The organism is Aquirufa sp. Wall-65K1 (genome assembly GCF_054558475.1).
In genome coordinates, this window is sequence record NZ_JBPXKD010000003.1 from 26,527 (window position 1) to 53,403 (window position 26,877).

At 37.6% G+C, this 26,877-nt stretch carries 23 protein-coding genes; 12 read left to right on the forward strand and 11 right to left on the reverse strand.

Translation table 11 applies throughout. From position 1 onward, the window contains the following. Positions 1 to 76 precede the first annotated feature (76 nt). A complete protein-coding gene (locus ACST15_RS05415) occupies positions 77 to 439 on the reverse strand; it encodes a MerR family transcriptional regulator (protein WP_459453672.1) in 363 nt (120 codons plus the stop codon). Between the two features lie 108 nt (positions 440 to 547). Here ACST15_RS05415 and ACST15_RS05420 point away from each other — a divergent pair, with 108 nt between their 5' ends. From ACST15_RS05420 to ACST15_RS05430, 3 genes are all read left to right on the forward strand, one after another. After that, a complete protein-coding gene (locus ACST15_RS05420; RefSeq protein WP_459453673.1) occupies positions 548 to 1,363 on the forward strand; it encodes an SDR family oxidoreductase in 816 nt (271 codons plus the stop codon). Between the two features lie 155 nt (positions 1,364 to 1,518). Beyond that, positions 1,519 to 1,959 carry a DinB family protein gene (locus ACST15_RS05425; RefSeq protein WP_459453674.1) on the forward strand — a complete coding sequence of 147 codons (441 nt, stop codon included), beginning with the start codon at positions 1,519 to 1,521 and terminating at the stop codon, positions 1,957 to 1,959. A gap of 410 nt (positions 1,960 to 2,369) precedes the next feature. Beyond that, positions 2,370 to 5,771: a glycosyl hydrolase gene (locus ACST15_RS05430; RefSeq protein WP_459453675.1), complete on the forward strand. Its 3,402-nt coding sequence runs from the start codon at positions 2,370 to 2,372 to the stop codon at positions 5,769 to 5,771. A gap of 112 nt (positions 5,772 to 5,883) precedes the next feature. On the opposite strand, the gene ACST15_RS05435 is transcribed toward ACST15_RS05430, so the two are convergent. Beyond that, positions 5,884 to 8,307 carry a TonB-dependent receptor domain-containing protein gene (locus ACST15_RS05435; protein ID WP_459453676.1) on the reverse strand — a complete coding sequence of 808 codons (2,424 nt, stop codon included), beginning with the start codon at positions 8,305 to 8,307 and terminating at the stop codon, positions 5,884 to 5,886. Positions 8,308 to 8,546: 239 nt separating this feature from the next. Here ACST15_RS05435 and ACST15_RS05440 point away from each other — a divergent pair, with 239 nt between their 5' ends. Together ACST15_RS05440 and bla are read left to right on the forward strand one after the other, a co-directional pair. Beyond that, positions 8,547 to 9,239: a CPBP family intramembrane glutamic endopeptidase gene (locus ACST15_RS05440; RefSeq protein ID WP_459453677.1), complete on the forward strand. Its 693-nt coding sequence runs from the start codon at positions 8,547 to 8,549 to the stop codon at positions 9,237 to 9,239. Positions 9,240 to 9,301: 62 nt separating this feature from the next. After that, complete coding sequence (gene bla, locus ACST15_RS05445; protein ID WP_459453678.1) at positions 9,302 to 10,072, forward strand: subclass B1 metallo-beta-lactamase; 771 nt, start codon at positions 9,302 to 9,304, stop codon at positions 10,070 to 10,072. Positions 10,073 to 10,138: 66 nt separating this feature from the next. On the opposite strand, the gene ACST15_RS05450 is transcribed toward bla, so the two are convergent. The 5 genes from ACST15_RS05450 to ACST15_RS05470 form a co-directional block, all read right to left on the reverse strand. Next, positions 10,139 to 11,005: an alpha/beta hydrolase gene (locus tag ACST15_RS05450; protein WP_459453998.1), complete on the reverse strand. Its 867-nt coding sequence runs from the start codon at positions 11,003 to 11,005 to the stop codon at positions 10,139 to 10,141. A gap of 583 nt (positions 11,006 to 11,588) precedes the next feature. Next, positions 11,589 to 13,550 carry a DUF2075 domain-containing protein gene (locus ACST15_RS05455; RefSeq protein WP_459453679.1) on the reverse strand — a complete coding sequence of 654 codons (1,962 nt, stop codon included), beginning with the start codon at positions 13,548 to 13,550 and terminating at the stop codon, positions 11,589 to 11,591. A 23-nt stretch (positions 13,551 to 13,573) separates the two neighbouring features. Continuing rightward, positions 13,574 to 14,524, reverse strand: coding sequence for a nitrilase family protein (locus ACST15_RS05460; protein WP_459453680.1), 951 nt, complete (start codon positions 14,522 to 14,524; stop codon positions 13,574 to 13,576). A gap of 54 nt (positions 14,525 to 14,578) precedes the next feature. Next, entirely contained in the window at positions 14,579 to 16,255 is a 1,677-nt protein-coding gene (locus ACST15_RS05465) for a GMC oxidoreductase (protein ID WP_459453681.1), read from the reverse strand. Between the two features lie 24 nt (positions 16,256 to 16,279). Further along, complete coding sequence (locus ACST15_RS05470; RefSeq protein WP_459453682.1) at positions 16,280 to 17,176, reverse strand: sugar phosphate isomerase/epimerase family protein; 897 nt, start codon at positions 17,174 to 17,176, stop codon at positions 16,280 to 16,282. Positions 17,177 to 17,423: 247 nt separating this feature from the next. On the opposite strand from ACST15_RS05470, the gene ACST15_RS05475 reads away from it, so the two are divergent. Next, positions 17,424 to 17,849: an antibiotic biosynthesis monooxygenase gene (locus ACST15_RS05475; RefSeq protein ID WP_459453683.1), complete on the forward strand. Its 426-nt coding sequence runs from the start codon at positions 17,424 to 17,426 to the stop codon at positions 17,847 to 17,849. A 120-nt stretch (positions 17,850 to 17,969) separates the two neighbouring features. After that, entirely contained in the window at positions 17,970 to 18,263 is a 294-nt protein-coding gene (locus ACST15_RS05480; RefSeq protein ID WP_459453684.1) for a hypothetical protein, read from the forward strand. Between the two features lie 276 nt (positions 18,264 to 18,539). Here the strand turns inward: ACST15_RS05480 and ACST15_RS05485 are convergent, their stop codons facing one another. Beyond that, the gene (locus ACST15_RS05485; RefSeq protein WP_459453685.1) at positions 18,540 to 19,451 is read right to left on the reverse strand and encodes a LysR family transcriptional regulator; all 912 of its coding nucleotides are present in this window, start codon (positions 19,449 to 19,451) and stop codon (positions 18,540 to 18,542) included. 86 nt (positions 19,452 to 19,537) lie between these two features. On the opposite strand from ACST15_RS05485, the gene ACST15_RS05490 reads away from it, so the two are divergent. The 5 genes from ACST15_RS05490 to ACST15_RS05510 all read left to right on the forward strand — a co-directional run bounded on the left by ACST15_RS05490 (position 19,538) and on the right by ACST15_RS05510 (position 23,950). Then, positions 19,538 to 19,702 carry a hypothetical protein gene (locus ACST15_RS05490; RefSeq protein ID WP_459453686.1) on the forward strand — a complete coding sequence of 55 codons (165 nt, stop codon included), beginning with the start codon at positions 19,538 to 19,540 and terminating at the stop codon, positions 19,700 to 19,702. Between the two features lie 10 nt (positions 19,703 to 19,712). Beyond that, positions 19,713 to 20,687, forward strand: a complete 975-nt coding sequence (locus tag ACST15_RS05495) for a sodium-dependent bicarbonate transport family permease (RefSeq protein ID WP_459453687.1) — start codon at positions 19,713 to 19,715, stop codon at positions 20,685 to 20,687. After that, the gene (locus ACST15_RS05500; protein WP_459453688.1) at positions 20,687 to 21,538 is read left to right on the forward strand and encodes a DUF6671 family protein; all 852 of its coding nucleotides are present in this window, start codon (positions 20,687 to 20,689) and stop codon (positions 21,536 to 21,538) included. Before ACST15_RS05495 ends, ACST15_RS05500 begins: the two co-directional genes overlap by 1 nt. 53 nt (positions 21,539 to 21,591) lie before the next feature. Beyond that, on the forward strand, positions 21,592 to 22,344 hold the full coding sequence (locus ACST15_RS05505; protein WP_459453689.1) for a DUF3050 domain-containing protein: 753 nt from the start codon (positions 21,592 to 21,594) through the stop codon (positions 22,342 to 22,344). Between the two features lie 127 nt (positions 22,345 to 22,471). Beyond that, a complete protein-coding gene (locus ACST15_RS05510; protein WP_459453690.1) occupies positions 22,472 to 23,950 on the forward strand; it encodes an acyl-CoA synthetase in 1,479 nt (492 codons plus the stop codon). Here the strand turns inward: ACST15_RS05510 and madM are convergent. The 3 genes from madM to ACST15_RS05525 form a co-directional block, all read right to left on the reverse strand. Then, complete coding sequence (madM, locus tag ACST15_RS05515; protein WP_459453691.1) at positions 23,943 to 24,698, reverse strand: malonate transporter subunit MadM; 756 nt, start codon at positions 24,696 to 24,698, stop codon at positions 23,943 to 23,945. The genes ACST15_RS05510 and madM overlap by 8 nt on opposite strands. After that, positions 24,695 to 25,057: a malonate transporter subunit MadL gene (madL, locus tag ACST15_RS05520; RefSeq protein ID WP_459453692.1), complete on the reverse strand. Its 363-nt coding sequence runs from the start codon at positions 25,055 to 25,057 to the stop codon at positions 24,695 to 24,697. Before madL ends, madM begins: the two co-directional genes overlap by 4 nt. A gap of 176 nt (positions 25,058 to 25,233) precedes the next feature. Further along, entirely contained in the window at positions 25,234 to 26,436 is a 1,203-nt protein-coding gene (locus ACST15_RS05525; RefSeq protein WP_459453693.1) for a helix-turn-helix domain-containing protein, read from the reverse strand. Between the last annotated feature and the right edge of the window lie 441 nt (positions 26,437 to 26,877).

A 26,877-nucleotide genomic window follows, 5' to 3' on the forward strand; every position in this document is an offset into this window, starting at 1 on the left:
CGTGTGAAATCTAACATCTGATTTAAAAAATAATAACTTCAAGTATTCGGGTTTTCAATCCTTTTTATTCATCATTTTAGCACCTATCATTCACCACATCCTCTTTAAACTGAAGGATTTGCTTTTTCATTTCCTTGATTTCTTTCATTTTTTGCTCTAAGGAAATCAGTTTATCATCCAGTATTTCCAATTTTTGTTCCTTGGTATATTTTTGCTTATACCAGGCATCAATCATTTGACCAATTTCCTTAATCGTAAATCCTACCGATTTAGCATCACTAATGAACTCCAATTTTTCTACTGTTACCTCATCATAGTGAAAGTAATTATTCGATTTAACCGCTTCATTTTGTTTTCCCTCAATTAAGCCCGACTTTTCATAAAAGCGGATGGTGTGTGGGGAAAGCCCCGTTTTTTTAGATAGTTCATTTATTAACATGAGGTAAATATAAAGGTTAGAAAAATAAATGTCAACCATACACTATACTCTAATGTTGCTGGTTTAAAAATTACCGAATAGTTTTGTTCAAAATCTAACAAACGAAATATGAATAAGACGGTCATGATTACAGGAACATCCAGCGGAATAGGCAAGGCAACGGTATTTGAGTTTGCCCAACATGGATGGAATGTCATCGCAACACAACGAAATCCAGAAAAGGAAACAGATTTCCAAAAATTGGCTAATGTAAAATTGTATGCCTTGGATGTTACCAAACCCGAAAGTATTAAATCGGCCATGTCAAATGCTCAAAGTGATTTTGGGAAAATTGATGTGATCATTAACAATGCTGGCTACGGTGTGGATGGGGCATTTGAGGCCATGTCCGATGAAATTATCGAAAAACAGTTTAATACAAATGTGTTTGGTTTAATGCGAGTAACAAGGGAGGCGATTCAAATGATGAGACCCCAAGGCGGTGGAACCATCATACAAATTTCTAGTATGGGCGGAAAAATCACCTTTCCTCTGTATAGTATTTACCACGCTACCAAATTTGCTGTGGAAGGTTTTACAGAATCTTTACACTATGAATTGGCTCAGTTTAATATTAAAATGAAACTCATAGAACCAGGTCCTATTGTGACAGATTTTTATGGAAGGAGTCGGCAATTTGTTAAACCCAAAGATACTAATCAGTACGATAACTTTATTCAAAAATTTAATGAAGCAGCTGAGAAAGTAATGAAGGATGCCGAAGGTCCAGAAGTAGTAGCCAAAATGATTTACCAAGCTGCAGGTGATGGTAGTAATCAAATAAGATATGCGGTGGGAAAACCTGGCCCCATGTTGTTAATGCTGAGGAAATTGCTTTCAGATAAGTGGTACTTTTGGATGGTTCGCAAAAGCTACAATCTATAATTGACCTCCGCTCAAATTTCATAAAGCTGTGTTAGGTAACAATGAAATAGCTACATCATTTCACCAACTTCGTGAGTAATAAATATAAAAAGGTTATGCTTTTATCGTGTAACCTTTTTTATTTGTATCAATCATGAACATCAGAATTATAGAAAATGGAAAAAGAAATCTTCAAAGACCTTTTGGCACAAAATATTCTTTCTTGTAGTTTTTCATTGAATCTCGTAAATGGTAATAATGTCTCGAAATCTTTAAATGAAAATACATCTTCTGTTGGGTTCATTTATAGACATATTGCTGAGACAATGCTACTATTTGGGAATTTTTTTGGTAAACCAAGCGAGGTTCAAAATACGACCATGGGGAAGCTAGATGAGGGACAGGGTAATGATTTTGAGGAAAGCAGAAAGTTAATTGAAAAAGGATTTCAAATGCTAGAGGAGATTATAGAAAGTACGCCAGCCGATGGGTGGTCAAAAAAAATTGAAACTCCCTTTTTTGGAACGGTTTCAACAGCAAGGTTATTTTCGCACATACTATATCATAATTCATATCACTCTGGTCAAATAGCCCTTGCGATTAAAAGAGGTATTTAAATTATGTTACTTCACGACCTTTTTTGATGGAAATTCCCTCAATTATCGAACGCCACTTTAATTTTTTTGAGGAAGAAGTACGATAATGAAAAGCATTATTATAACTAAGTTGGGTGTTTTTTATCAAAACAATAATGAAATGATCTTTTGATTTTACCGATAATCAGTTGACAAATTAAGCCAGCCTTAAATGATATTAGGCAGAATCTTAGTTAGTAAAATCAGGAAAAAATGGTTCATCATATGAGGTATTAGGGGATTATTTGTGGCAATGAAAGTAATTTAAATTAGAATATGATTTTATCATAAATCCACCTAATTTGATTTTAATTTCAGAAATTGTTATATCCATTTATTGTCAATTTGCTGAAGAAGCACAATAGCTTTATATTTTAAAAAATCACAAAATAATGATAAAGTATATAACTGGCATCTCATTAAGAGTTAGTTTTTTCGTCGCATTTTTACCTAACCTTTTGCAAGCTCAACAACCCAGCGATTTAAAAGAAGGATTTATTAATCCGACTAATTCATATAGGCCGATTGTTTGGTGGCACTGGACAGGGAGTAATGTTACCAAAGAAGGAATTAGCAAAGATTTAGCTTGGATGAAACGGAGTGGAATTGGAGGGTTTCAAGCTTTTGACGTTTCAATTGGAGGAGGCCACACAATCGAATCGAAGGTTAAATATTTATCGCCTGAATGGTTAGCCCTCATTAAGCATACTGTAGACGAAGCAGAACGCTTAGGTTTAGATATGACCATGTTTACAGCTGCTGGGTGGTCTGAAACCGGAGGAACCTGGGTAAAGCCCCATGAGGCCATGAAAAAATTGGTTTGGAGTGAAACCAAAATCAAAGGAGGAAAAATATTCAATGGGATATTACCGATACCACCTACCTCCAATGGCTTAATTCGAGATTTACCCAAAAGAACTGCGCTCCCAACTGACCCCACTTATTTTGCCGATCAAAAAGTCCTTGCCTTCAAAACAACAGGCAATTCAGGAAATGAAGCAAAGCCAAAAATTACCAATGAGCGTGGAGAGGTGCTTTCAGGAGATCCTTTGTTAGACGATAATTTGTCAACCAAGATTTCCATGAACGTCCCCAAACAAGACAAACCTGTTTATTTGCAGTATGAATTCGAAAAACCGTTTAAAGCGCGTTCCTTTTCTTTTGCTATGTTGGGAACAACGGCCTATCCAAGTACTTTTCTTCGTGCAGGCTATGTACAATCGAGTGAAGACGGGGTAACTTATAAAACACTTTTCCCTCTTCCTGGGCCTCAACATGATATTCGTGCTTTACCTGTTCGAACTATTTCTTTTCCAGAAGTTACAGCAAAATATTATCGAGTGGTATTTACGACGGGCAATGGTAATTCAACAGTGGGCGGACCGGATGATTTTGGAGGTTTTCGTCAACCAGCCTCACCACCCACCTCTTTTGATCTTTCAGAGGCCATTTTTAGTACAGTGGCAAAGATTAATCGCTGGGAAGATAAGGCTAATTTTGGCCCCATGTTTACCTTTGAAGAGCTTAAAACACCTCATGTTCCAATAACCGATGTTATAAAAACCAATGAAGTCCTTGACTTAACTTCTAAAATGAAACCAGATGGAAGTTTAACTTGGACCGTACCAGCTGGTAATTGGACCATCATGCGTTTTGGTTATTCCTTGACAGGAGCAAAAAATAGCCCTGCAATGCCAGATGCTACCGGATATGAAGTCGATAAATTAAGTAAGACCCATTTGGAGTCTTATTTAACGCAATGGGTAAAACCTATTAAAGAGGCAGTCGGAAAAAATTTTGGTAAAAGTTTAAAATATTTTCTCATAGACAGTTATGAATCGGATGCACAGAATTGGACGGAAAGCATGCTTGCGGAATTTAAGTCACGAAGAGGCTATGATCCAACGCCCTATTTACCGGCATTTGCAGGGAAAATTGTAGGAAGTGCCGAAGTTAGCGATCGATTTTTGTGGGATTTTAGGTTGACATTTGCAGAACTGTTAGTTGATAACCATTATGCGGCCATTACCAATTTTGCGCACAAGGAGGGAATTTTAACCTATGGAGAGGTGGCTGGTATTTCAATGCCCATTATTCAGGATGCACTTCGGACTAAAAATGCAGTCGATATCCCCATGGGAGAATTCGGGATGGGTCGCGGTTTAGGAAGTGATCGTAATTGGACTACCCCAGCGGATTTAGAAACTCAAAAAGCCTATGGTGGAGCTAATGAACGCCTAAATGCACATCAATCTGACATTCGAGAAGCAGCATCTGCCGCTCATGTATATGGTAAAAAAGTAGTAGCGGCTGAGGCGTGGACTGGAGGTGGTTATGAAGCACCAGCTGACATGAAATTTATAGGGGATTATTGGATGACACAGGGAATTAATCAAATTGTTTTTCACACTTCGGCACATCAGCCTTTAGATACTAAACCAGGTAACGTGATGGTGGGAACCCATTTTCACCGAAACATCACATGGGCTGAGCAGGCAAAACCTTTTGTGGATTATATCACGAGAAATCAGTACATGTTACAACAAGGCCGCTCGGTTGCCGATATTGCCTATTATTTAGGTGAGGACATACCTGCGGTGGTCCCTTATTGGGAAAAATTGAAAAATGATGTTCCTGAGGGCTTTGATTATGATTATGTGAATGCAGAAATTTTAATGCGTTTTGAGGTAGAAAATGGTGAATTGGTGTTGCCAAGTGGGGTGAAGTATAAGGTCCTGGTATTGCCAGAAAAGCAAACAATGACCTTGCCAATCTTAACTAAAATAGTTTCACTTGTTAAGAAAGGAGCTATAATCGTGGGTCCAAAACCAGAAAAGTCACCCAGCTTAATGGATTACCCAGGAACTGATATCTTGATTGCGAATTTGGCAAATGAATTATGGGGTGCGGCAGATGGGAAATACATCTACCAAGCAACTTATGGCCAAGGGAAAATATTTAATAATGCGCCACTAATAGGAATTTTGGGCCAATTAAATGTAAAACCGGATGTTATTTATACGAAACCAAACCTGGATACGAAGCTTACTTGGATTCACCGAAAAACCGCTGACGCAGATATATATTTTGTGTTAAATGTTCGAAATCATCCAGAGGACTTGTTGCTTAAATTTAGGACTGAAGGAAAAAGGCCAGAATTATGGTATTCTGATGAAGGAATTTCAAAACCTGTTTCGTATAAAATGTCCAATGGTACCACGCAAGTAAAGCTACACATAGGAGCCCAAGAGTCAGTATTTGTAGTCTTTAAGGAATTAGATACTCAAAAAGAAGTTGAAATATCCGATAATAAGCCTATTGAAATATTAAATATAAGTCAAGCTTGGAAGGTTTCATTTTCAGAAAATATCAAATATCCTTTATCCTTGATCATGGACCCGTTGGTTTCATGGTCTAATCGGCCAGAGCAAGGTATTAAGTATTACAGTGGAACAGCCATATATAGGAATGATTTTGATCTAGATAAGTCGTTAATTGGTAAAAAAATTTGTTTAGACTTAGGTATTGTGAAGGACATCGCCACGGTGATTGTAAATGGCAAAGAACTTGGCACCCTTTGGAAATTACCTTATCAAATCGATCTTTCTAATGTAATCAGAGAGGGTAAAAATAGCTTGGAAATTAAGGTAACGAACCAGTGGGATAACCGCATTATCGGGGACAAATCTCTTCCAAATGATCAAAGAGTATTAAGTTTTACTCCTACGTTTGGCGTGGGACAAAAATTAAAAGAATCAGGATTATTGGGACCGCTTGTATTAAAAGTAAGATAATAGATTTCAAGGCTGATAAATCCTATTTAAAATAAAACCTAGAATCCACTTTAATTAGTCGGATTCTAGGTTTTATGGTTTAGATGATACTATTTTTCAAAGGAGCGTATTTTTAATTGATAAATCGCAAATTTAAACCTACATACCAGGTACGGCCGTCGGCAGGTAAAATACCAGGACCAGGGTATCCGCCAGAACGCCGCGTAAAATAGCGTACATCTGATAAATTATTTACCCCAAATTTCAGTTGAGCGTATTTTTTAAATTTGTAGGACCCTGAAATATCCTGTACTTGGTAGGAAGGAATAAACCCAGTAGTGGCAGCGGCATTGGGGCTAAAAGTATTACTCGCGTCTGCAAATGTGGAACCGATGTCGCTGATTTGCCAACTTAATGATAGGCCTTTTTTTGAATAGCTTATTCCATATCGATTGATTTTTTGCGGGGCATTTTCTACTTGTTTGCCTGCCAAATTTCCTTCTACAATTTGGCCATTGGCTATGGATGTCGTCTTAAAGTCTAAATATCTAGCGTCAATCGCTGCAATGGAGGCGAACATAGAGATATTTCCCCATTTTTGGTGTTTTAACCAGGCCGTGGTAGGGCTGAATTCGACATAGGCCTCCATCCCTTTAGAAACAGAGTGTCCCAGATTGGTCCGATATTGATAGATTTTTCCATCCGTATTCATTTGGGAAATTGTTCCCACACGATTGTCATAGTCGAGGTAAAAGTAATCGACATCAAAAGTTAGGTAATTGCCCAATTCACCACGATAGCCTAGGTCAAAATTGAATCCTTTGGCATCTTTTAAATTGGGATCAATGACATCCGTGGTAGCTGGGGGTAATAAGTCGGAAGCCAATACCGGACGATATGCTTGAGCGATGTTGCTATAAAGCTTAGTTCTCTTACTTACCTTATATTCGGCTCCAACTCCTGCAAGTAAGAACGAGCGACCTCGGCTAGTGGGTGTGGCAGAGATGGCAGACCCCGATGAGCTCAGGCCTATTTGTCCCATCATGTGTGTATCAATTTGTTCTAAGCGTCCACCGAATGTGATAAGTAGGGGATCAGATGGTCGTAAAATTGTTTCAGCGAAAGCAGCATAATTGGTATTGTGGAATATTAAATCTCGGGTAAATGGTCCTTGTATGGAAAAATCCATGGAGCTCCCTTTACTTCCTGCGCCCTGTTGTTTTCGTTTAATTTCCCCTGAAAAATAACGAAGGCCTGTCGCCAGGGTATTCTTCCATGAGCCCAAGTTATAGGTAAGCAAATAGCGCATTTCTAGTCCATTGGTTTGGTAAAAATCTTGATCTACTTGACGTGTTCCTAATGGATCTACTTCATTAATGGCTCTGGTGAACCCCACTGAGCTTCTTTCGGCGGTGGTACCAAAATATTTAATGGAAATTTTGGAATCGGTATTGATTACATAATCCGCCGTTAGGGCATAGATTAGCCATGGATTACTAAACCAGTTTCTTGCCCGCATACTTTGCTGAGAATTTTTAGCAAATTCCCCATCAGTCAATCCGCCAGGCTGTTGGCTTTGCGTATACATGTAGGTCAATTGTGCACCAATTTTCACCTTATTGCTTAGTGCATAAGATAGTTCTGCATGGGAATGGTCCGTATTAAAATAGGAATTTTGTCGCCATCCGTTTCCGATTCTTTTTTGATAATACGCGGTATAGCTTAGTCGACCCGAGGTTCCGCCAAGGTAGTTGAAGGAACTGAAAAGCCCATTATTACCCGTGGTATTTTGGCTTTCGATAAGGAGTTTCGTCGAAATATCGGGTTTACGCAATACGAAATTCATAAGTCCACCAAATTGTGGCCCATATTGCAATGAACTGGCTCCACGAATGATTTCGATTCGGTCAACTACCTCCATGGGTGGGGTATAATAGGCTTCTGGATAGCCCATGGGATCAGGCGTAATATCATATCCATCCATGCGTACATTGAATTCCCAGGACCGGTTGGGAGATAGGCCTCTTGAAGCTACACCAAGTTGAATTCCTGAGCCATCACTTTCCCAGATGGAAATCCCTGGTGTACGGGAGAAGATTTGACGCGAATTATTCATCGCTAAATTGGCCTGAAGATTGTCGAGTACAATGACTTCATTTTTTTTACCTGCGGTGATGGTGTACTCATTTACCTGTGGTAAAAATGCATTGCCCTTCACCCCAGATTGAGCATAGACAGAAACCTCATTCAGTTCGGCAGCATCATTTAGGACAAAATTAGTGACCCTTTGTTCGCCGTCACCCAAAGTTATCTCTTGTACGCTCGGCTTATAGCCCACAAAACTTACCTTAAGGGTGTATTGGCCGGCTTTTAAGCCTTTTAGTAGGTATTTCCCAGACATATTGCTTTGAACTCCTCGCACAGTTCCTATGAGCACGATGGATGCCCCGGGAAGGGGTTCATGAGAGGCGGATTCTATCTGTCCAGAAATTTGAGCACTTTGGGCAAAAGTTGGTACATAAAATAGTAATGTGGCTACAAAAGCAAGATATTTCATTCAAAATTTATTTAGACTAATTATAAATAGAGTACAAATGTAGCTTGTAAAATTAAACCATGCAAGCTATTTAGAATTATTTTAAATAATATTTGTTTGTTTTTCTGGGTCAAATAAGAAGACCAGATTAGTAAGAATTTCTATTTTTAATCTAAAGAATGGATGAACCCAAGCTTGGGTAATCCTTGTCGGATGATGGGTTTAATTATAGGATTAAGTATATTCAAGAAAAAAACGGTATGCTTGGACTATTCATTCAACTAGTCATATCTTATTTCATCATTCGCTGGCTACAAAAAGAAGACCTTACTGTATTAGGGTTAAAACCAACACAAACAAAAATCAGGGATTTTTTACTTTTTTGTTTACTAGCAGGTTTGTGCAGTTCTATTACATTCGGCTTGAGAATGGTATTTGCCCAAGAAATGTGGGTTTTTAATAGTTCTCTGACTGGCCAGCAAGCCTTCCATGCTATTTGGTATCAAATAAAATCAGTCATGTATGAAGAGCTGATTTTTCGAGGGGTTTTATTCTATATTTTGATTAAAAGGTTAGGGGGCACCAAAGCGATTTTAATTTCTTCTACCGCTTTTGGGATATATCATTGGTTTACCTATGAGGTATTTAATAACCCCATGCAAATGTTTTGGATCTTTGTCATTACATTTTCGGCGGGATATATTTATGCTTTAGGTTATTTCAAAACGAAATCCTTATATGCGCCAATGGGGATGCATTTTGGGTGGAATATGGTCCAATCATTTGTTTTTTCTTCCAGTAATACCGGAGCGGGTTTATTTGTACCCAAATTACCTGTTCTTCAGGTTCAGGTGTCTTATTTTACCTATTATTCAATAAGTTTTTTGCACCTAATTTTATTTATTGTGGTTTTTGCATTGATTTTCCATAAAAAAAAGATGAAAACGAGCTAGTATTTTTGGCTTCTTATTAAGTACCTTAATTTTCAACAATTACCATTTTATAGGTTTTTTCAATGACAGGTTTTATTCAAAAATTAAGGACTTATTCTTTTTTTTCACTTCTAGTGTCATCTTTGGTTTTTTGTATTTTAAGCAATGTTCAGGGTCAAGTTTTTAAGCCTAAAATAGTATATCAATCGGCGGATTTACAGATCATTCAAATTTCTGAAAATAGCTTTTTACATACTTCATATCTTCAAACCAATGATTTTGGGAAGGTGCCTTGTAATGGATTAATCAGTAGAGATGCAAATGAAGTAATTGTCTTTGATACTCCTACCAACAATAAAAGTGCGGATGCATTAATCAAATACATTAGGGATGTTCTTCATTGCCGAATAAACGCCATTATTCCTACTCATTTTCATGATGATTGTTTAGGAGGTTTAGCCGCATTTCATGAAAATAATGTTCCTTCTTATGGGAATGTAAAAACAATCGAACTGGCCAAGGCAAACCAAACGGCCTTTCCACAACATGCATTTAAAGATTCCCTGAAATTGAATCTGGGTCAATCCTTTGTCATGGCATCATTTTTTGGAGAAGGACATACCAGAGATAATGTAGTAGGATATTTCCCCAAAGAGAAGATATTATTTGGGGGCTGTTTGATTAAGGAAGTGAATGCTACGAAGGGATATTTAGGGGACGCGAACGTCAGTGAATGGTCTAAAACCGTAGAGAAAATCAAACAGATCTATCAGGATGTTCGGCTAGTGATACCAGGACATGGAGAAATAGGAGGAAGAGAATTGCTGGATTATACGATCTCGCTCTTTAAGTGATGTTGGTTTTCTTATTTATTGCCACTACCTTGAAATGATTGTGACTTCTTTTCTTATCATTTCGATTTACTTAGCTACCAAAAATTTATTAACCTCTAGCCAGTGCATAAAGGCATCAAACCAGCGGTTACTTGTCCTATTCGGATTTCCTAAACCAAATCCATGCCCCCCGTTTTGATATAAATGAAATTCAACGGGTCTGCCGGCTTTAAACCAGGAATCAATGATACCGAACTGGGAATTGAATAGAAAATCATCTGAGGCGATGACATTGAACATGGGAGGAGCATTTTCTGGAACTTTTACAGGACCCATTCCCCCGTAAATGGGACCAATAAAGGCTAATTTCATAGTCTTGGAATTCAGCGTGGCATGCATGGTCAACCCAGCACCTGCTGAAAAGCCAATCATTCCGATGCGTTGGGTATCTATGCCCCATTCTTGAGCGTTTTTAACAATCATGGCATAGGCAGCTTCTGCATCTTGCAATTGATTACTAAGGTCCATTTGTTGTGGCGCTGGAGTAGTGGGTTTTGAGGGGTCATCCGATTTTGCTGGAGCAGGACGAGGGCGGTTCATCCAAGCTTTGAAATCTTCCAATGATTCAGCAGTTGGGAAAAGGCGGTATTTTAACACAAAGGCCGTGATGCCTTTTTTGGCTAAGGCCTCAGCTACTTCCCAGCCTTCATTACCCATAGAAAGCCAACGGTATCCACCGCCTGGGGCCACGATAACTGCCGTTCCATTTGCTTTGCCTTTTTCGGGGAAAAAGGGTGTCAGGGTTGCTTTGGAAATGTTACGTGCCATGGGATCTCCCCATTGGCGAAACCAAGTTTCTGGTGCCGGCTGGTCCTTTACAGATCCTGTGCCTAAAGGGATGGCATTGGGTTCTTTAGGGGCCTCCAAGGGATAGATAGTTCCATCTTGAGCCATTGTATTCCATGCCAAACTGGTAAGTAAGAGGATGAAATTGATTTTAAAAGTCAAGGAATAGTTATTTTTCATAATGGCTAAAGGCTTGGTAATAAATAAGTTATAACTATGATTTTATTTAGAAGAACTAAAATACAGTTTAATTTCTATTATTTATAAGAAGGGTTGCTCAAGTTTCATATTAGGGTAAAATGGTAGTCACAGGCACTTCGAATTTTGATAAAAACGGACTTAATGTGAAATCTGGTATAGCCATTGTCCAAATTCAAATCCATTTTTCCATAAGGCGATAATCATAGCTATCGCAAGGATCGGAAATAAGATTTTAAAGTAAGGGGATTTAAGAAATTCTTCCTTTGTCATGGTTGTTCGTATTTATTGAATCTGATGAATTCTTGCCTTTTTAGCCGATTTTTCAAATTGAATTAAATACTTTTTTCGCTGATTTTGTCGAATTATGAACTAAGCGTGGAGAATTTTATGATGAACTAGTGAAATGGTAGGATGACGGGTTGAATTTTAAAATGAACTTGGGGAATTTTATGTTGAGTGTGTCAAAACTTAATTTGCCTCAAAATAATTTTCATATTGTAGGGATGCCGCATGAACTTAAAAATTGATAGGTGTTGTTGTAAAGTTCAATAGGTCTTGTTGGGTCTAAAGGGTCACCAAAAGGTATAAAAATAATTAATCCTTGGCGAGCCCTTGTCATTAAAACTCGATAAGCATTTCTTGAATAAGATTTATCAATTTCATTATTTATCAATTTCCATTTTGTTCCTTCAAAAGATTGATAATTCCATTGACCATTATTGTAATAAAAATTGATATCCCAAGCTAGGCAGACATAGTCAATTTCCAATCCTTGTATATCAAATTCAGTGGCAACCAATTCTAAATAATGTGATGAACGAACATCTGAGGAATCATTCAAAAACCAATCTTCTGCTGTTATTTCATTTTTAACATCAATACCAATAGGCCTTAATCTTCTACCTCCTGAACTCCCAACAATCCCTATGCGTTCACTTCCCTTTTTGTTTTTTCGTAGCCAATCTTTTGCCACATTAATATCTCGAGTTATGCGAATTGGAAATACGTTATTAATTTCGTTTAAAATGGAATTAGCAAAGGTGTGATTTCCATTAATTACTTCATGGACAAAACTGGATATTTTTTCTGAGCGGAAGGACCGTATGGAAACAGCTAAGTGAAGATCCTTTTCAGAATTACAATTTTCTTTTAACCATTCCATTAAATGTTTGTCATCCAGATAATCATTATCTGAGGTAATTAAATTGGAATAATAAATTTCCCAATTTGGATAGTGGTTTTTTAAAGCAATAACCCATTCAGAAAGCCCTGCTTCTCCAGTATTGATTTCTTGTCCTCCACCTATCAAACAAATGATGGTACAATAATTTTCATGCCTATTCATCACATCTATTAAAAACTCTGGTTCAGACATTTGGAAGTCTTTTCCTTTTGATCGCATAAAAGAACCAGCTTTCTCTTTTGTCCAAGCTCTTTGAGCTTCATCAAAAATGACAACCTTTTCATCTGGGGCTTGGTTCGAAATCAAATTGTCGTCACGGAAATGATGGATATTTTGAATAAATGCATTGGCTTTAATCGCTGAATTTTTCTTGGTTAGTTTAAGACCTTTTTCCTTAGCCTGTTGGACTTCATCTCTGACCAAGGCCTCTCTCAATACATATACCAAAGGCCCATTTCCAGAAAGAAATACAGCGTTTTCATCCTTATGTGCTTTCCTTCTTTCGTTGGCGATATTAAGGCCAGCCAAGGTTTTACCTGCACCAGGAACACCTGTTAAAAAGCAAATTGATTTTTTATTTTGAGTTTTTGAATTTTCAATAATTCGATTGATGCACTCCGTAGTTCTAGAAAGGTTTATTGCACCTGCATCACTTCTAGAAATTTCTGAAACGGTATGCCCTCTATAAAGTGCTTGGGATGCTTCAATGATAGTAGGTGTTGGTTTGTAAATAGAACTTTCCCAATTGCTTGGATTAATTTCTTGGCTATTACTCAATAAAAGCGTTTGATTTATAATTTCATTAATATTGTGTTGATTGGCTTTAAGTGGTTCAAATAAATTCTCATTTATTTCGAAGATATTTTTAAAATCTGGAGCTTTTGTAGAAACTAAGATTGGAACGATTTTTTCATGATGACTACCTTCATGAAAGTTTTGTAAGTCTAGACAATAGTCAACAGTTTGTTCGATAGCATGTTTGGGGTATTGCATCTCGCCAACTTTAAATTCAAGAATAAAAATGAAATCCTGAATGATTAGAATATTATCTACTCGTTTGCCCATTCTGGGAATTGAAAATTCAAAATAGATTTTACCTTTTTCAAACGTTCTTAAAAGAGATTTGAGAATATCAATTTGCTTAATCCAGGAGTTTCTTTGTAAAGGTTCAACAGTAAAATGGTGGTTCCTGATTAGTTGTCCAAGTATTTTGTCTCTATCTTCCGATATGAAGTCTGAAATAGAATTTGCGTAGTAGCTTCTAGTCATTTATGGTTCATATTTAATAAGATTTATTTCCCCTCCAACCATACCACTTTCTGCTCAGGTGTATGATCTTGACTCAGGATGTTTTTGTATAAGTCTGGACGACGGGCCTTCAGGTAGCGGTGGCCGCCGGCTAGGCTGAGTTTATCTGGGATCAGGGTGGCTGTGACGAAACTGTCATCGAAAGTACGGCATTCAGCTATGATGTCACCAAAGGGGTCAATGATCATGGAACAACCATTTTTTAATTGGTCATCATCCATACCTATGGGATTAGAAAATATGGCATAAATGGCATTATCGTAGGCTCGGGAAGGAAGCCATTTCATCAACCAATCTCGGCCTTTCATGCCATCAAATTCCAAACGTAAAGAAGTTGGATCCGCCTCTCGGTTTTCCCATAATTTAGGGTCCACAAAGCCTGCACCCGGGCGGGTAGATGGGGTACACATGGTCACATGCGGCATAAAAATAATATCGGCACCTAATAACTTGGTGGCTCGTACATTTTCAATGATATTATTGTCATAACAAATCAAAATACCACATTTCCAGCCTTTAATTTCAAACACACAATACGCATTACCCGGGGTTAGATGTGGATTGATAAAAGGGTGTAATTTTCTATACTTGGCCACTAAGCCATTTTTGTCCACACAAACATAGGCTTTGTATAAATGGTCCTGCGCATCTTTTTCAAATAGTCCTGCCAAAATAACGATGTTATATTTCGCCGCTATTTCTGTCAATTTGATGATGCTTTTTCCATCTGGAATGGTTTCCGCCACTTCCAGCATTTGTTCTTTGGAAAGGTGGCGAGCAAAAGTATAACCTGTGACGGAACATTCATGAAAGGCAATCACTTCCGAACCCTCCTCAGCGGCTTTTTTCGCTAGTTTTTCAATGACGGATAAATTATAATCTTTATCGCCATTTTTATTTTCAAATTGAGCTGTTGATATTTTTAAATTTTCCAATGTATTTATGCGTTTAAATGAATCCCATATTGTTCAAAATTAAACATGTAAGCCTTACCAATTCAGCTTCTTTTTTTCCCTCACTGCATAATCCACAGCCCGGGCAGTTAGGGCCATATAGGTTAGGGAGGGATTTTGAGTTGAGGTAGAAGTCATGCAAGAGCCATCGGTCACAAATACATTTTTACAGTGGTGCATTTGGTTGAAAGCATTCAACATGGAGGTCTTGGGATCGCGGCCCATTCTTACGCCACCCATTTCATGATTTTCATTTCCGGGTAACCGTTTGGTATCAATGGGCTGTATATTTTTGAAACCAGCGGCCTCATACATTTCTGTGAATTGTTGATGAAAATCTTTTAACATTTTCTCGTCATTGTCATCATAAGCAATGGAAACTCTTAGTTGAGGAATACCATACTTATCCTTCAATTCTTTATCCAAACGAACGGTGGAATGAGCTTTGGGAATGGTCTCTCCCATCATACCCACATTGATATGCCAATTTCCAAGCTTTTGATTTAATAAGGATTCCTTCAAGGATTCTCCCATCAGGTCTTTGGCATTTTCTATCACCCGACTGGCGGTAAGATTACTGGCATAGCCTCTTAAGAAATCCGTTTCTTGTTGATAAACATTTCTAAACCGGGGTATATATCCTGAGGTAGGTCTTTTGCCTTCTGTTTTATAGTCCAAATTCCCATCATATTCGGCTGTTATTCTTCCTCGATAACTGTGAAAAGCCATATGTGTCCCCAATACACCTGAATCATTGCCTAAACCATTGGGGAAACGAGATGAAACGGAATTCAATAAAATTAAATTAGTAGCTAATGGTGAAGCATTTACAAAAATGACGGAAGCAAAATATTCCTCCATTTCATGAGTTAAGGCATTAACCACCCGGACGCCAATGGCCTTATTTTTCTTTTCGTCAAAGAGAATGGAATGAGCAATGGCGTGCGTTTTTAAAGTTAGGTTTCCTGTATTATAAGCTGCAGGTAAGGTGGCGGAATTACTGCTGAAATAACCACCATAGGGACATCCTCGTTCACAAAGAGTTCGATTTTGGCATTGGCTTCTGCCTACGGTGTTATGGATTTTTTCTGCTTGACTTAAATTGGCGGTTCTTGCAATGATTACATGTCGATTCGTATACTTATTTTTTAAAACCTCGCCAAAGTGTTTCTCTACACATGACAATTCATAGGGTTTGATAAAATCGCCATCAGGTAATATTTCTAGACCATCTTTATTGCCAGAAATCCCCACAAATTTTTCCACATAACTATACCAAGGTGCGATGTCTTTATAGCGAATAGGCCAGTCGACTGCGAATCCATCCCGAGCAGGCCCAGTAAAATCAAAATCGCTCCAACGCTGGGTATGACGACCCCATAAAAGAGATCGTCCTCCTACATGATAAGCCCGAATCCAATCGTAGGGTTTTTCCTGAATATAGGCTTGTTCTTCGTCCTTGGTTAAAAAATGAGAAGTAGCTTCAGAAAAGATAAAATTTTTACTGGCAATTTTATAGTCTTTTTTAATTTCCAAAGGGACTTGTCCCCCATGGGGAAAATCCCATGGTTGATGCATGGCAGTGGGATAATCTGCTACGTGTTTTACGTCTCTCCCTCGATCAAGAAGTAAGGTTTTTAAGCCTTTTTCTGTGAGTTCTTTGGCAGACCATCCTCCACTTATTCCAGAGCCAATGACTATGGCGTCAAACATATTTTTATCCTTTGCACCCATTTTTTAATTCCAAAATTTTGAAAAGTTTTTTGAGAAATGTGGTAGAGCTATTTCTGGTTCTTGGATCTCTGGATGCCATAGTTTTTCCCATTCAAAACTATAATAACCCGAGTATCCCCCCTTTTTTAAAGCATGAAGTGCTTCCTTAACCGGGGCATTGCCTTGTCCCAATAAGGTATATTTTTCCTCCTTATCAGAAACAATGGCATCTTTAATGTGTGTATGAAATATATATTTTTTCAATTGCGCATATACTTGCGCGGGAGGTTCCTTGGTGATAGACCACATATTAAAGAAGTCCCAAACAAGACCTACATGAGCATGATTCGTTTCTTGCATGATTTGTAGGAGCATGTCACTTTTTATGACTTTCCCGTGGGATTCTAGGAGTACTTTTACGCCAGAGGATTTGGCAAAATCTCCGAGTTCAATCAATGCTTGAATGATGGCATGGACCGTTTCTTTTTCTGGTTGATCTTTGGGTAGGTCATTGGGAAATACCCGAATAAATGGACAAGATAAACGGCTGGCTAATTCGATGTATTTTTTGGCTTCGTCCAGATTACTTTTTCTTTTTTGGGAATCTAAAAAATGCATATTGGCCGATGAACCTAAATTCACAATTTTCAAATTTAAATCAGCTGTTTGCCGGAGGGTGGATGCTATTTGGGAAGAAGAAAAGATAGGATTAGACGGAAGGTCCAAATCGCCTTTAATTCCTCTAATTTCAATTCCTGAGTAGTTATTTTCTGAAGCATGTTGAAGAACCTGAGAAAAATTCCATGCCGGGCAACCCAAGGTAGAAAAGGATAAAAGAGCTTTGGTAGGCTTATTAAAATCTAAGGCTGAAAGCCCGATAAACCCGGCACCTTGTTTCAAAAATTCTCGTCGGTTTTTCATTTTATTTAGATCGTTAATTGAATTTAATAAAATTATTTCGAAGTCAATGTTTTTGAAAATTTACCTTATGTATGCCAATGGATTTATTTGGTTGAAGTGAAGAGAACAAGTGAATTAAATTTACCAATACCAGAAGGCTGGATTTAATGCAGGACTTAGTTGACCCAATAGGAGGGCTATTTATTTTATAATCAATGACTTAGACTTTTGTTTTTTCTTATTACTTTCACGAAAAGATAGAAAGTATATGCCATTTATATCCGTTACTCGACTTCGTATTAAATCCCTCTTTTTTTTGATTCCCTTTATTCGGGCCAATGAAGCTTCTGCCAAAGCATTAAAAACTTCGAAAGGGCTTTTGAAAGGGAAAGAGTTAATGGATAAGCATTTTACTTTTTGGACCCTTACGCTTTGGGAAGATGAAGAATCCATGAAAGAATTTAGGGGTTCTCCTGCCCACAGAAAAGCGATGCAACAGCTACCTAATTGGTGTAATGAAGCCTCTTATCATCACTGGGTGCAGGAAGACCAAGATTATCCTACTTGGAATTTGATCGCAGAAAAACTGTATACAGAAGGCAAATTGAGTAAAGTGAGAAATCCATCTAAAGCGCAAATGGAGAACCAATTTCCTCCGATAAAATGGACTAAATCGGAAAGAATTTTAAAGTAAAGAGTTGGGGAAATATATATACGTAATAATCTGAAATGTTAATGTAATACCTTTGCCCAAATTTGGCTTCCATTGATGGATTTTATCGTATTTTCGAGGTTTAATTAAATTCATTTTTTCATGAATCGCCTAGAATCATTTAAGAAGTCTCTACAATTTTCCACACCAGAAAGCCATTTTTCTCCCATTCTCAAGAGTCTTTGGTTTGATGCTAAAGGTGACTGGGACATGGCCCATGCCCAAGTGGATCAATTGAATGATCGAGATTCTGCCTGGGTGCATGCCTATTTACATCGGAAAGAAGGAGATCTTTGGAATGCCGATTATTGGTATGCTAGGGCCAAGAAATCTCGACCTAATTTTTCTTTGGAACAAGAGTGGGAAAGTTTGGTGTCCTATTTTTTGTCGGAATGATTTTTATAACCTGGTAAAAATCAATGAATTGTTGAACTTCATAGGGGACGCATTATAAAAAGTGGCCATTATATGTTTGGAGAGCCTATAAACTAGTCCTAGAAAAATGCATAAATTTTATTTATGATTATCATAAATAAATTTAATTTTTAAATATTATTAATCGTCTATAATTTATGAAACTTTTAACTTCCACTCATTCTAATTTCGGAATGGGTTAGTTTATTTAATGAAAAAATATTCCAGAAAAGCCAGGCACTATGTGTATGGCTTTCTTTATTTAAAGTACTTCTGGCTTATCTGATCTTTATGCTCCTTCACATAGCGTAAAAATGCGTCCGCTACCGGGGAATGTTTTTTCCCTTTTAACCAAACAAGCGTCCACTGCGTGGTAATGGGTAATCCCTTTTGAGGAATAATGCGTAAGGAGCCATTTTGTAATTCATTTTTAATACCTATAATAGGCATGATGGAATAGCCTAGGCCAGCTATGACGGCTTGTTTTACCGCTTCATTTGACATTAATTCAATTTTTTTGAGAACCCGTATTTCTTGATTAGCCAAGAAGGTTTCCATGGTGGTTCGAGTTCCAGAGCCCGCTTCTCGGAAAATAATGGGAAGGTTCGTTGGCAATTGGTTTTGGTTAAACTCAGGATTTTGGTCAAGAAGTTCGGAGTTTCCTACCAAGTACAATTCATTTGTAATTAGGTCCATGTATTCATATTGATTGCCTTCGATGGGAAGAGAAACTAAACTAAAATCAACTTCATTTTGCTTTAAACTTTCAATAACCTTTCCTCTATTGGTCACATCCATGGATAATTCTACCCCTTGATTGGCCTTTAAAAAATCAGTTAAAAAATAGGGGAGAACATATTTTCCTGTGGATACTACGGAGACCTTTAATCGACCGAAAAGCTGTCCTTGAAAAGCCCGCATTCTATAATTGATGGCATATACTTGCTCTATAATTTCTTCTGCTGATTCGGCGATTTCCTTTCCAAAATCTGTCAAATAAACCTTTTTACCTACAATCTCAATCAAGGGTAATTCAAATTGAGATTGAAAATTTTTTATTTGGATGGATACCGCAGGTTGAGTCAGATTTAACTCTTCAGAAGCCTTGGTGATGCTCTTGGTTTGAGCCACCTTCACAAAAATTTGGAGTTGATTTAAGGTATAGTTCATAAAAATTATTTATGTAATTCATTATAAATTTAAATAAAATTTAATGATTTATTGGTATTTATTTTGCACCCAGAAAAAACGCACCTATGAATCATAAAAAACGATCCGCCATTTTCCTTCACTTAATTTCCATTGTTATACTAGTGTTCCTTATTAAAATGGGAGTAGATCCTATATTTGAGAAAATGGGCATAGCAAGTGCCGTTTTTATCGAATTAAACCTACTTAGAATTTTACAAGAACAAGCATAGCCCAGCCTACATGATGATCAATTTCGAACTATTAATTTTTAACTTAACCAATCCTACCCTGCTCTTTTTTATATTGGGTATGTTGGCCAAATTTCTAAAAAGTGATTTGGAGGTTCCCGCCGCCTCTAAAAGTTTTATTGCGCTTTACCTTTTATTTTCTATCGGTTTCAATGGAGGAACAGAATTGGCCGGAACTGGGATTACCGGAGACATTGTTAAAAGCCTACTTTTTGGTTTAGGGCTTGCGAGTATAATTCCTATTTATGCCTTTTTTATTCTTAGGATAAAACTAAATTCTTATGATGCAGGCGCCATTGCTGCATCCTATGGTTCCGTGAGTGCCGTAACCTTTGTAACAGCGGTCGCATTCTTGGAGATGAATCAAATGAAGTTTGGAGGAGAAATGGTAGCTGTAATGGCCGCGATGGAATTCCCTGCAATCATCATGGGCTTATTGTTGATGAGTTTATTTCCCTCAGAAAGTAATCTAGAAAAAAGAGAAAAGTTTCAATGGAAAAAAACCTTACAGCATTCCCTTACTAATGGTAGTGTTTTAATGATCTTAGGTAGTTTGGTGATTGGTTTCGTTTCAGATTCAAATCAAACTGCGGGAATCAAGCATTTTACGTCTGATATCTTCAAAGGATTTTTAGCTATCTTTTTATTGGATATGGGAATGGTTGCAGCAAGTAGAATTGCGGCATTTAAACAGCAAGGTTATTTCATCTTGTTCTTTGCCATCCTACTTCCTTTATTCAACGGCTCAGTGGTGGCATGTTTAAGTCATTACATTACGGATAACACTGGAAACCGTTTGATTTTTGCCGTCTTAGCTGCTAGTGCGTCATATATTGCTGTTCCAGCGGCCATGCGTATGGTGGCGCCCAAAGCTGATCCTGGTATTTATATCCCAATGGCCTTGGGTGTAACCTTTCCTTTTAATATAACCATAGGTATGCCGATCTTTTTTCAATTGGTTCAATAGTGAATTGGAAAAAATACTATTCAGGAAAAACATTGCTCATTGCCACAAAACACCAAAAGGAATTAGTGATTGGTCCTTTGTTTCAGCAGGAGTTTGGGTTTCAATATGCCGTAAGCGATCGATTGGATACCGATATGCTGGGTACTTTTTCTGGGGAAATTGAAAGAAAAGGAAGGCCGCTTCAGGTACTTAGGCAAAAGTGTGAAATGGCGATGGACCTGCATGGTGAAGATGTGGCGATAGCATCCGAGGGCTCATTTGGTGCGCATCCTCACTTACTTTTTGCTCCGGCCGATACGGAATTATTGATGTTCAAAGACCGTCAAAATGGGATTGAAATTTGGGTACAAAAAACGAGCACCGAAACGAACTTTAGTGGATTAGAAATACATTCTACGCAAGAGATTCCAGCTTTTTTAGCCCAGGTTAAATTCCCTTCACACGCATTAATATTAAAAAAAAGTAAGGATGACCTAGTTCAGATGCATAAAGGAATAAAGGACGAAGGCCTACTTTATTCTTTAGTGGATCAATACTTAAAAAATTCGGGATCTTGTTTTTTAGAAACGGATATGCGTGCCATGAATAATCCTACGCGAATGGGGCAGATTGAACAATTGACTCATCAGCTAATCCAGAAGATGAATTCACTTTGTCCTAGCTGTTCATTTCCTGGTTTTTCAATCATGGAGGTTCAAGGAGGGTTATTGTGTTCACAATGTTTTCTGCCTACGCAATCGATACTAAAGGAGATTTATCGTTGTCAAAAATGTTTGCATGAGGAAGAAAAATTATACCCAGCATCTAAATACTTGGAGGACCCTATGTATTGTGATTATTGTAATCCTTAAAAATTAGGACTTATTTCTGTAAACAATTGGAGAAAAATGGTGTTTTTCCTTTCATGGAAAATTACATTTTAAGATTAAAGCAAGAACTAGAATCCGATCGCAACAGACTTCTATCTCATCCTATTTATTCCAAGATTAGCGATTTATCGGGTTTACGAAAATTTACTCAGATCCACGTATTTGCAGTTTGGGATTTTATGAGTTTACTTAAATCCTTACAAGTAAATTTAACCTCTACACAGATTCCTTGGTTACCCGTTGGCACAGCTGATACCCGTTATTTGATTAATGAAATCGTATTAGGGGAAGAATCTGATGTGGATGAAATGGGAAACAGAACAAGTCACTTTGAGCTTTATTTGAAGGCCATGAGGCAAATGAATGCCTCGACTGCAGATATCGATTTATTGCTGGAGAAAGTTTCACAAGGCATGCCTGTTCAGGAGGCGATTCAACATGTGGCGATACACCCTAATGTGAAGGATTTTTTAGGCTATACTTTTGAAATTGCCTTGCATGCCCCTATTCATGTTAAAGCCGCAGTTTTTACCTTTGGAAGAGAGGATTTAATTCCTTCCATGTTTCATCGCCTATTGGAACAATTATATGCTGAGGTGCCTGAGCAGGTATCCACTTTTACCTATTACATTGAAAGGCATATAGAAGTTGACGGCGATCACCATAGTCATTTAGCGAGCGACATGGTTTGTCAATTATGTGGAAACGAGGAAAAGAAATGGGAGGAGGCACTGCAGGCTTCTAGAAAGGCATTGGAGATGCGCTATAAATTGTGGGATGCATTTTAATGGCAATAGCTTGATGGAGGTTTAATTTCTATTCTATATCAATTGGGCATATTGGTAAAATTATTCTAATTTTAAAACTATTGAATCTTTTTGATTCAATAGATGAATAGCCAATCCAACCCTAGTTATGTTATATTTTCAAAGAAACGCTCAAAAATTTGGAGAATCACAGGCAATATTGTCAGATTCACAAACCTATACCTACACATCGCTGATAGATCGGTCGGAAAAAGTTGCGGGGACACTGCTCGGAAAACAAACCGATTTACATCAGTCGCCTGTGGCGTATATGGTAGAGCCAGGGTTTTGCTATGTTTCATCTCAATGGGGGATTTGGTTGGCTGGAGGAATAGCGGTACCAGTTGCCTTAGCCCATCCTTTAGAATCCATTAAATACATCCTTCAAGATACGGGAGCTAAGAAATTTATTTGTTCGAAGTCTTATTTGCCGCTTTTATCTGAGTATTGCCAGGAGGCAGGAATAAGCTTATACCTCTGGGATGATATGGTGGATTCCCCCTCACACCTACTACCTGATGTCAGCCTAGATAGGGGTGCCATGATTTTGTATACAAGTGGCACCACGAGCCTACCCAAGGGGGTTTTAAGTACACACCTCGGTATTGAAAGTCAAATCAAGTCTTTGGTAGAGGCTTGGAGGTATTCTGCTAATGACCATACCTTATGTGTTTTGCCACTACATCATATACACGGAATTATCAATGTTATCTCGGCAACTTTATATGTTGGTGGAAAAGTAGAGTTTTTAGCGCAGTTTTCGGCCGAAGAAATTTTTGCTCGATTTAAGCAAGGGGCATTGAATGTATTCATGGCTGTTCCAACCATTTATTTCAAGTTGATAGCCTATTTGGAATCCTTGACAGATAAGGAAAGGGAGGAATTAAAAGTGTGTATGAAAGCTTTCCGATTGATGATATCTGGATCGGCGGCATTACCTGTTTCCGTAATGGAGAAATGGGAAGCCTTGAGTGGGCAACGATTATTGGAAAGATATGGTATGACGGAAATAGGGATGGCAATAAGTAATCCTTATGAGGGCGAGCGTAAGGCGGGGCATGTTGGCATGCCACTTCCTGGAGTTCAAGTGAGATTGGTGGATGAAGAAAATCAACTTGTTTTTGATCAGCCTGGAGAGATTCAAATAAAAGGCCCAACTGTTTTTAAGGAATATTGGGGAAAAGAAAATGCGACCCGAGAGGCATTTACAACAGATGGTTGGTTTAAAACGGGTGATGTGGCGGAATTAGCGAATGGATATTATCGAATCTTAGGAAGAAATTCCACGGATATCATCAAATCAGGTGGCTATAAATTATCTGCCTTGGAAATTGAGGAAGTATTGAGAACTCATAACTCAGTTGAGGACTGCTCGGTGGTGGGATTAGCCGATGAGGAATGGGGTGAAATAGTCGCTGCGGTGGTTGTATTAAAAGAGGGCCAAGTTAGCTCCGATGAATTAAATACGTTTATGCGCAGTAAAATGCCCGCTTATCGGGTACCAAGAAAGTATTTGTTCCTATCCGAATTACCTCGAAACGCGATGGGTAAAGTGACTAAAAACGATTTAAAAGTACTGTTTACATAAGGGCTTTTAGTGCTAGGTAAAAGACGCTTGGACAAAGTAAACAGCCTAATCCTGTATAGAATGTGGCAGTTAGTGCACCATAAGGAACTAGCTTTTGATCCGTGGCGGCTAATCCTGCCGCCACTCCACTTGTGGTACCCATGATTCCTCCAAAAACCATGGCCGAATGGGGATTATCTAATTTGATTTTTGAAGCTATTAAAGGTGTAAAAATGGTCACCGCTATGGCTTTAACTACGCCTGTTGCCACACTTAAAGCAATAACATCAGAACTTGCACCCAAAGCCGAGCCTGTTACTGGGCCTACAATGAATGTCAAGGTACCAGCACCTATAGTAGCTAGACTTTCTGCGTCGTGGTAGCCAAAAGCTAGGCCTACACAAATCCCTACTACAAAGGAGACTATCAAGCCTATTATTAAGGAAATAACGCCTGCTTTACCGGCTTGTAGCATAACGGGGAAACTAACTCCTAATGCGGTGGAAACAATGCAAAAATCCCGAAACATGGATCCCCCTACTAACTTAAAACCACTAAAAAAAGCTATATCAGCTATTCCTTTTTCTCCACCAGTCAGTATACCTCCGTAATAGGCCAAAACCAAACCTAATAAAATAGCAATGGCTGATCCCGGTATTTTTTTTCGTAAAAGTCGGGTTGAAATTTGCTCAGCTACCAGCATGATGATGGCAATGAGAAGAAAGCTGGTAATCATACCATTTTTCTCAAAAAAGGAAATAATATTCATGAAGCAGTGGTTTTGATTTTCGAAATGATGGGAACTAATACAAATCCAATCACAACAATCAGAATTCCTGCTACGATGGGAAGTACGCCTTTATTAAATGCAAGCAAGGCATTTTGACTAGCGGACATGGCGACAATGACAGGAATATACATATTACTCCAGAATCCAATTCCTTCATCAAAATTGCCTTTAAGCCATTGCTTTTTGTGGAAATAATTATGGAGGAGAACCAATAATAGCATGGCAAAACCAACCCCGCCGACATTGGCTTGAACGCCAATTAATTCACCTAAAAAATCTCCAAATAGTTGGCCAGCTAAGTAACTAAAAGCGAGTAATCCTAATCCATAAATAAGCATAATGATGAGGGCTTAAAAACGAAGATAATAAATTATTGGATGACCGAATACTAAATGTTTAAGCTATTTAATGCTTGTAAGGCTTTTTTGGGCATAAGAATTCCCTTAAATAATTACTGTGGAAACGTATTTCTGGGATGATATTAATAAACAGATTATCTCATTTTGAAAATGAATTAAACGCCTGCTAAATACTCTTTAGGTAGTAAGCCCGTTCTTTTTTTTATGGCTGTAATAAAAGAGGTTCTGGACCCAAAACCGATAGCTGTACCGATGTATTCTATGGAATATTTATCAAAATTGACATCGTTTTCACGCATGGTATTGAGGTATTCAAAACGGGCATCATTGATAAACTCATTGAAGTTTTTATCAAATTCTTGATTGATAACTGCTGAGACTAGGTAGGCGGGAACGTTTATTTCTTTTGATAAATCGGATAGAGAATATCCGATGGTGGTAAAGGGGTGATTATTTTTAAAATGTATTTCGATTGAATTTAAAATGTTTTTTCCTCGGTAATAGCTGATATAATTGGTATCCTCTGTCTCAGGTTTGAGTTCTTCATTTTTGGTGGATGTTTCCTCTAAGGATCGGATAGGTTCTTCCATTTGTATCCAACCAATCATCCCATATAAAATTTTGGGTTGAGTAAATAAATAGCCACAGATTAAAAGAATCTCTGATGAAATTACCAGGATGATAAGTCTAGCCATAAACATTCCTGTTAATACTTGAATGAAAGTGAAAATGGCTACGATGATTGTTCCTGAAGTCATTAAAATCATAGTAACCCACAGAAATCGGTAAATCTGTTTATTTCTTTCTATTTGAAGGCTAGCATCATAGATCTTTTTATGCCAATTGGTTAACAATTTTAAGCAAGCAAAGGTACTTATGACTAATACGATTATTCGGATAATGGCTATCCATCCAGGAGGCAATAACCCTTCCGATTCATTGAAAAACACCATTCTGTTACTAAGCGCATTTATTACAATTAGATACTTTTCTTCTTTATTCAATAAATCAAAGGGAAGGCGATGAATTTGATATAATAATACAGGAACAAATAGCCATAAATCCTTCCAAAATAGCTTGTAGGATTGATTCAGAACGGTTCTAATGTATAAATATAGGAGTGGGCCAAGGCAGAAGGCAGACCAAGTATATGTTTTAAAGAATTGTGGATAATCATACAGAAAATGGGTCAGCGTGAGGCTATTTCCTGTAGATAATATGACTAGACAAAAAAGTATACCAGCCAATAATTTAGAACTTAAGGTGGAAATACTTTGTCCAAAAACTAAAATTAAACTAACTACCAGGCCGATGGTGGATGCAAGAATAAGGTAAATAAATAAGGATAAATCTGACATTTGATAGATAGAAAACTCAAAAGCAAAGATCTATCTTATTTTAAGTAAACAAATTCATGGAAAAAGTATTAAGTCTACATTTTCAATGAATGGATAAATTATTAGGTTACAAATGAGGATTTACCTAATTGAAAATTTATAGAAAAACAAGTTTAAACATTTTAATTTTATGCATTTTAGTGTTTTCAAATGGCGACTAAAAGTGCCCTTATTTGTTCAAAATTCCCCAAAATGAACAATGGTTTTTTTAGTTAACGGTAATTTTGAAGCAAATTTGCATTGTAAAAAAAGATACTTCATTACACTTAATCAACGAAATATTAACTGGCACAGGTTATCCTAAAACCAGTGCACAAAAAATTATAATTTATAGAACACAGGTTTGGAAATCCTTTGGCTAATGGCTAAAGGGTTTTTAGTTTAAGGGAACTAATGAATTAA

Excerpts from the sequence above, each read along its gene's own strand:
- ACST15_RS05505 (WP_459453689.1), top strand. The coding sequence starts at position 21,592 with ATGGAAAATTACATTTTAAGATTAAAGCAAGAACTAGAATCCGATCGC.
- ACST15_RS05435 (WP_459453676.1), bottom strand. The coding sequence starts at position 8,307 with ATGAAATATCTTGCTTTTGTAGCCACATTACTATTTTATGTACCAACT.
- ACST15_RS05425 (WP_459453674.1), top strand. The coding sequence starts at position 1,519 with ATGGAAAAAGAAATCTTCAAAGACCTTTTGGCACAAAATATTCTTTCT.
- ACST15_RS05475 (WP_459453683.1), top strand. The coding sequence starts at position 17,424 with ATGCCATTTATATCCGTTACTCGACTTCGTATTAAATCCCTCTTTTTT.
- ACST15_RS05495 (WP_459453687.1), top strand. The coding sequence starts at position 19,713 with ATGATGATCAATTTCGAACTATTAATTTTTAACTTAACCAATCCTACC.
- ACST15_RS05465 (WP_459453681.1), bottom strand. The coding sequence starts at position 16,255 with ATGTTTGACGCCATAGTCATTGGCTCTGGAATAAGTGGAGGATGGTCT.
- ACST15_RS05430 (WP_459453675.1), top strand. The coding sequence starts at position 2,370 with ATGATAAAGTATATAACTGGCATCTCATTAAGAGTTAGTTTTTTCGTC.
- ACST15_RS05455 (WP_459453679.1), bottom strand. The coding sequence starts at position 13,550 with ATGACTAGAAGCTACTACGCAAATTCTATTTCAGACTTCATATCGGAA.
- ACST15_RS05485 (WP_459453685.1), bottom strand. The coding sequence starts at position 19,451 with ATGAACTATACCTTAAATCAACTCCAAATTTTTGTGAAGGTGGCTCAA.
- ACST15_RS05420 (WP_459453673.1), top strand. The coding sequence starts at position 548 with ATGAATAAGACGGTCATGATTACAGGAACATCCAGCGGAATAGGCAAG.
- ACST15_RS05470 (WP_459453682.1), bottom strand. The coding sequence starts at position 17,176 with ATGAAAAACCGACGAGAATTTTTGAAACAAGGTGCCGGGTTTATCGGG.
- ACST15_RS05480 (WP_459453684.1), top strand. The coding sequence starts at position 17,970 with ATGAATCGCCTAGAATCATTTAAGAAGTCTCTACAATTTTCCACACCA.
- ACST15_RS05450 (WP_459453998.1), bottom strand. The coding sequence starts at position 11,005 with ATGGCTCAAGATGGAACTATCTATCCCTTGGAGGCCCCTAAAGAACCC.
- bla (WP_459453678.1), top strand. The coding sequence starts at position 9,302 with ATGACAGGTTTTATTCAAAAATTAAGGACTTATTCTTTTTTTTCACTT.
- madM (WP_459453691.1), bottom strand. The coding sequence starts at position 24,698 with ATGAATATTATTTCCTTTTTTGAGAAAAATGGTATGATTACCAGCTTT.
- ACST15_RS05440 (WP_459453677.1), top strand. The coding sequence starts at position 8,547 with ATGCTTGGACTATTCATTCAACTAGTCATATCTTATTTCATCATTCGC.
- ACST15_RS05415 (WP_459453672.1), bottom strand. The coding sequence starts at position 439 with ATGTTAATAAATGAACTATCTAAAAAAACGGGGCTTTCCCCACACACC.
- ACST15_RS05525 (WP_459453693.1), bottom strand. The coding sequence starts at position 26,436 with ATGTCAGATTTATCCTTATTTATTTACCTTATTCTTGCATCCACCATC.
- ACST15_RS05490 (WP_459453686.1), top strand. The coding sequence starts at position 19,538 with ATGAATCATAAAAAACGATCCGCCATTTTCCTTCACTTAATTTCCATT.
- ACST15_RS05510 (WP_459453690.1), top strand. The coding sequence starts at position 22,472 with ATGTTATATTTTCAAAGAAACGCTCAAAAATTTGGAGAATCACAGGCA.
- madL (WP_459453692.1), bottom strand. The coding sequence starts at position 25,057 with ATGCTTATTTATGGATTAGGATTACTCGCTTTTAGTTACTTAGCTGGC.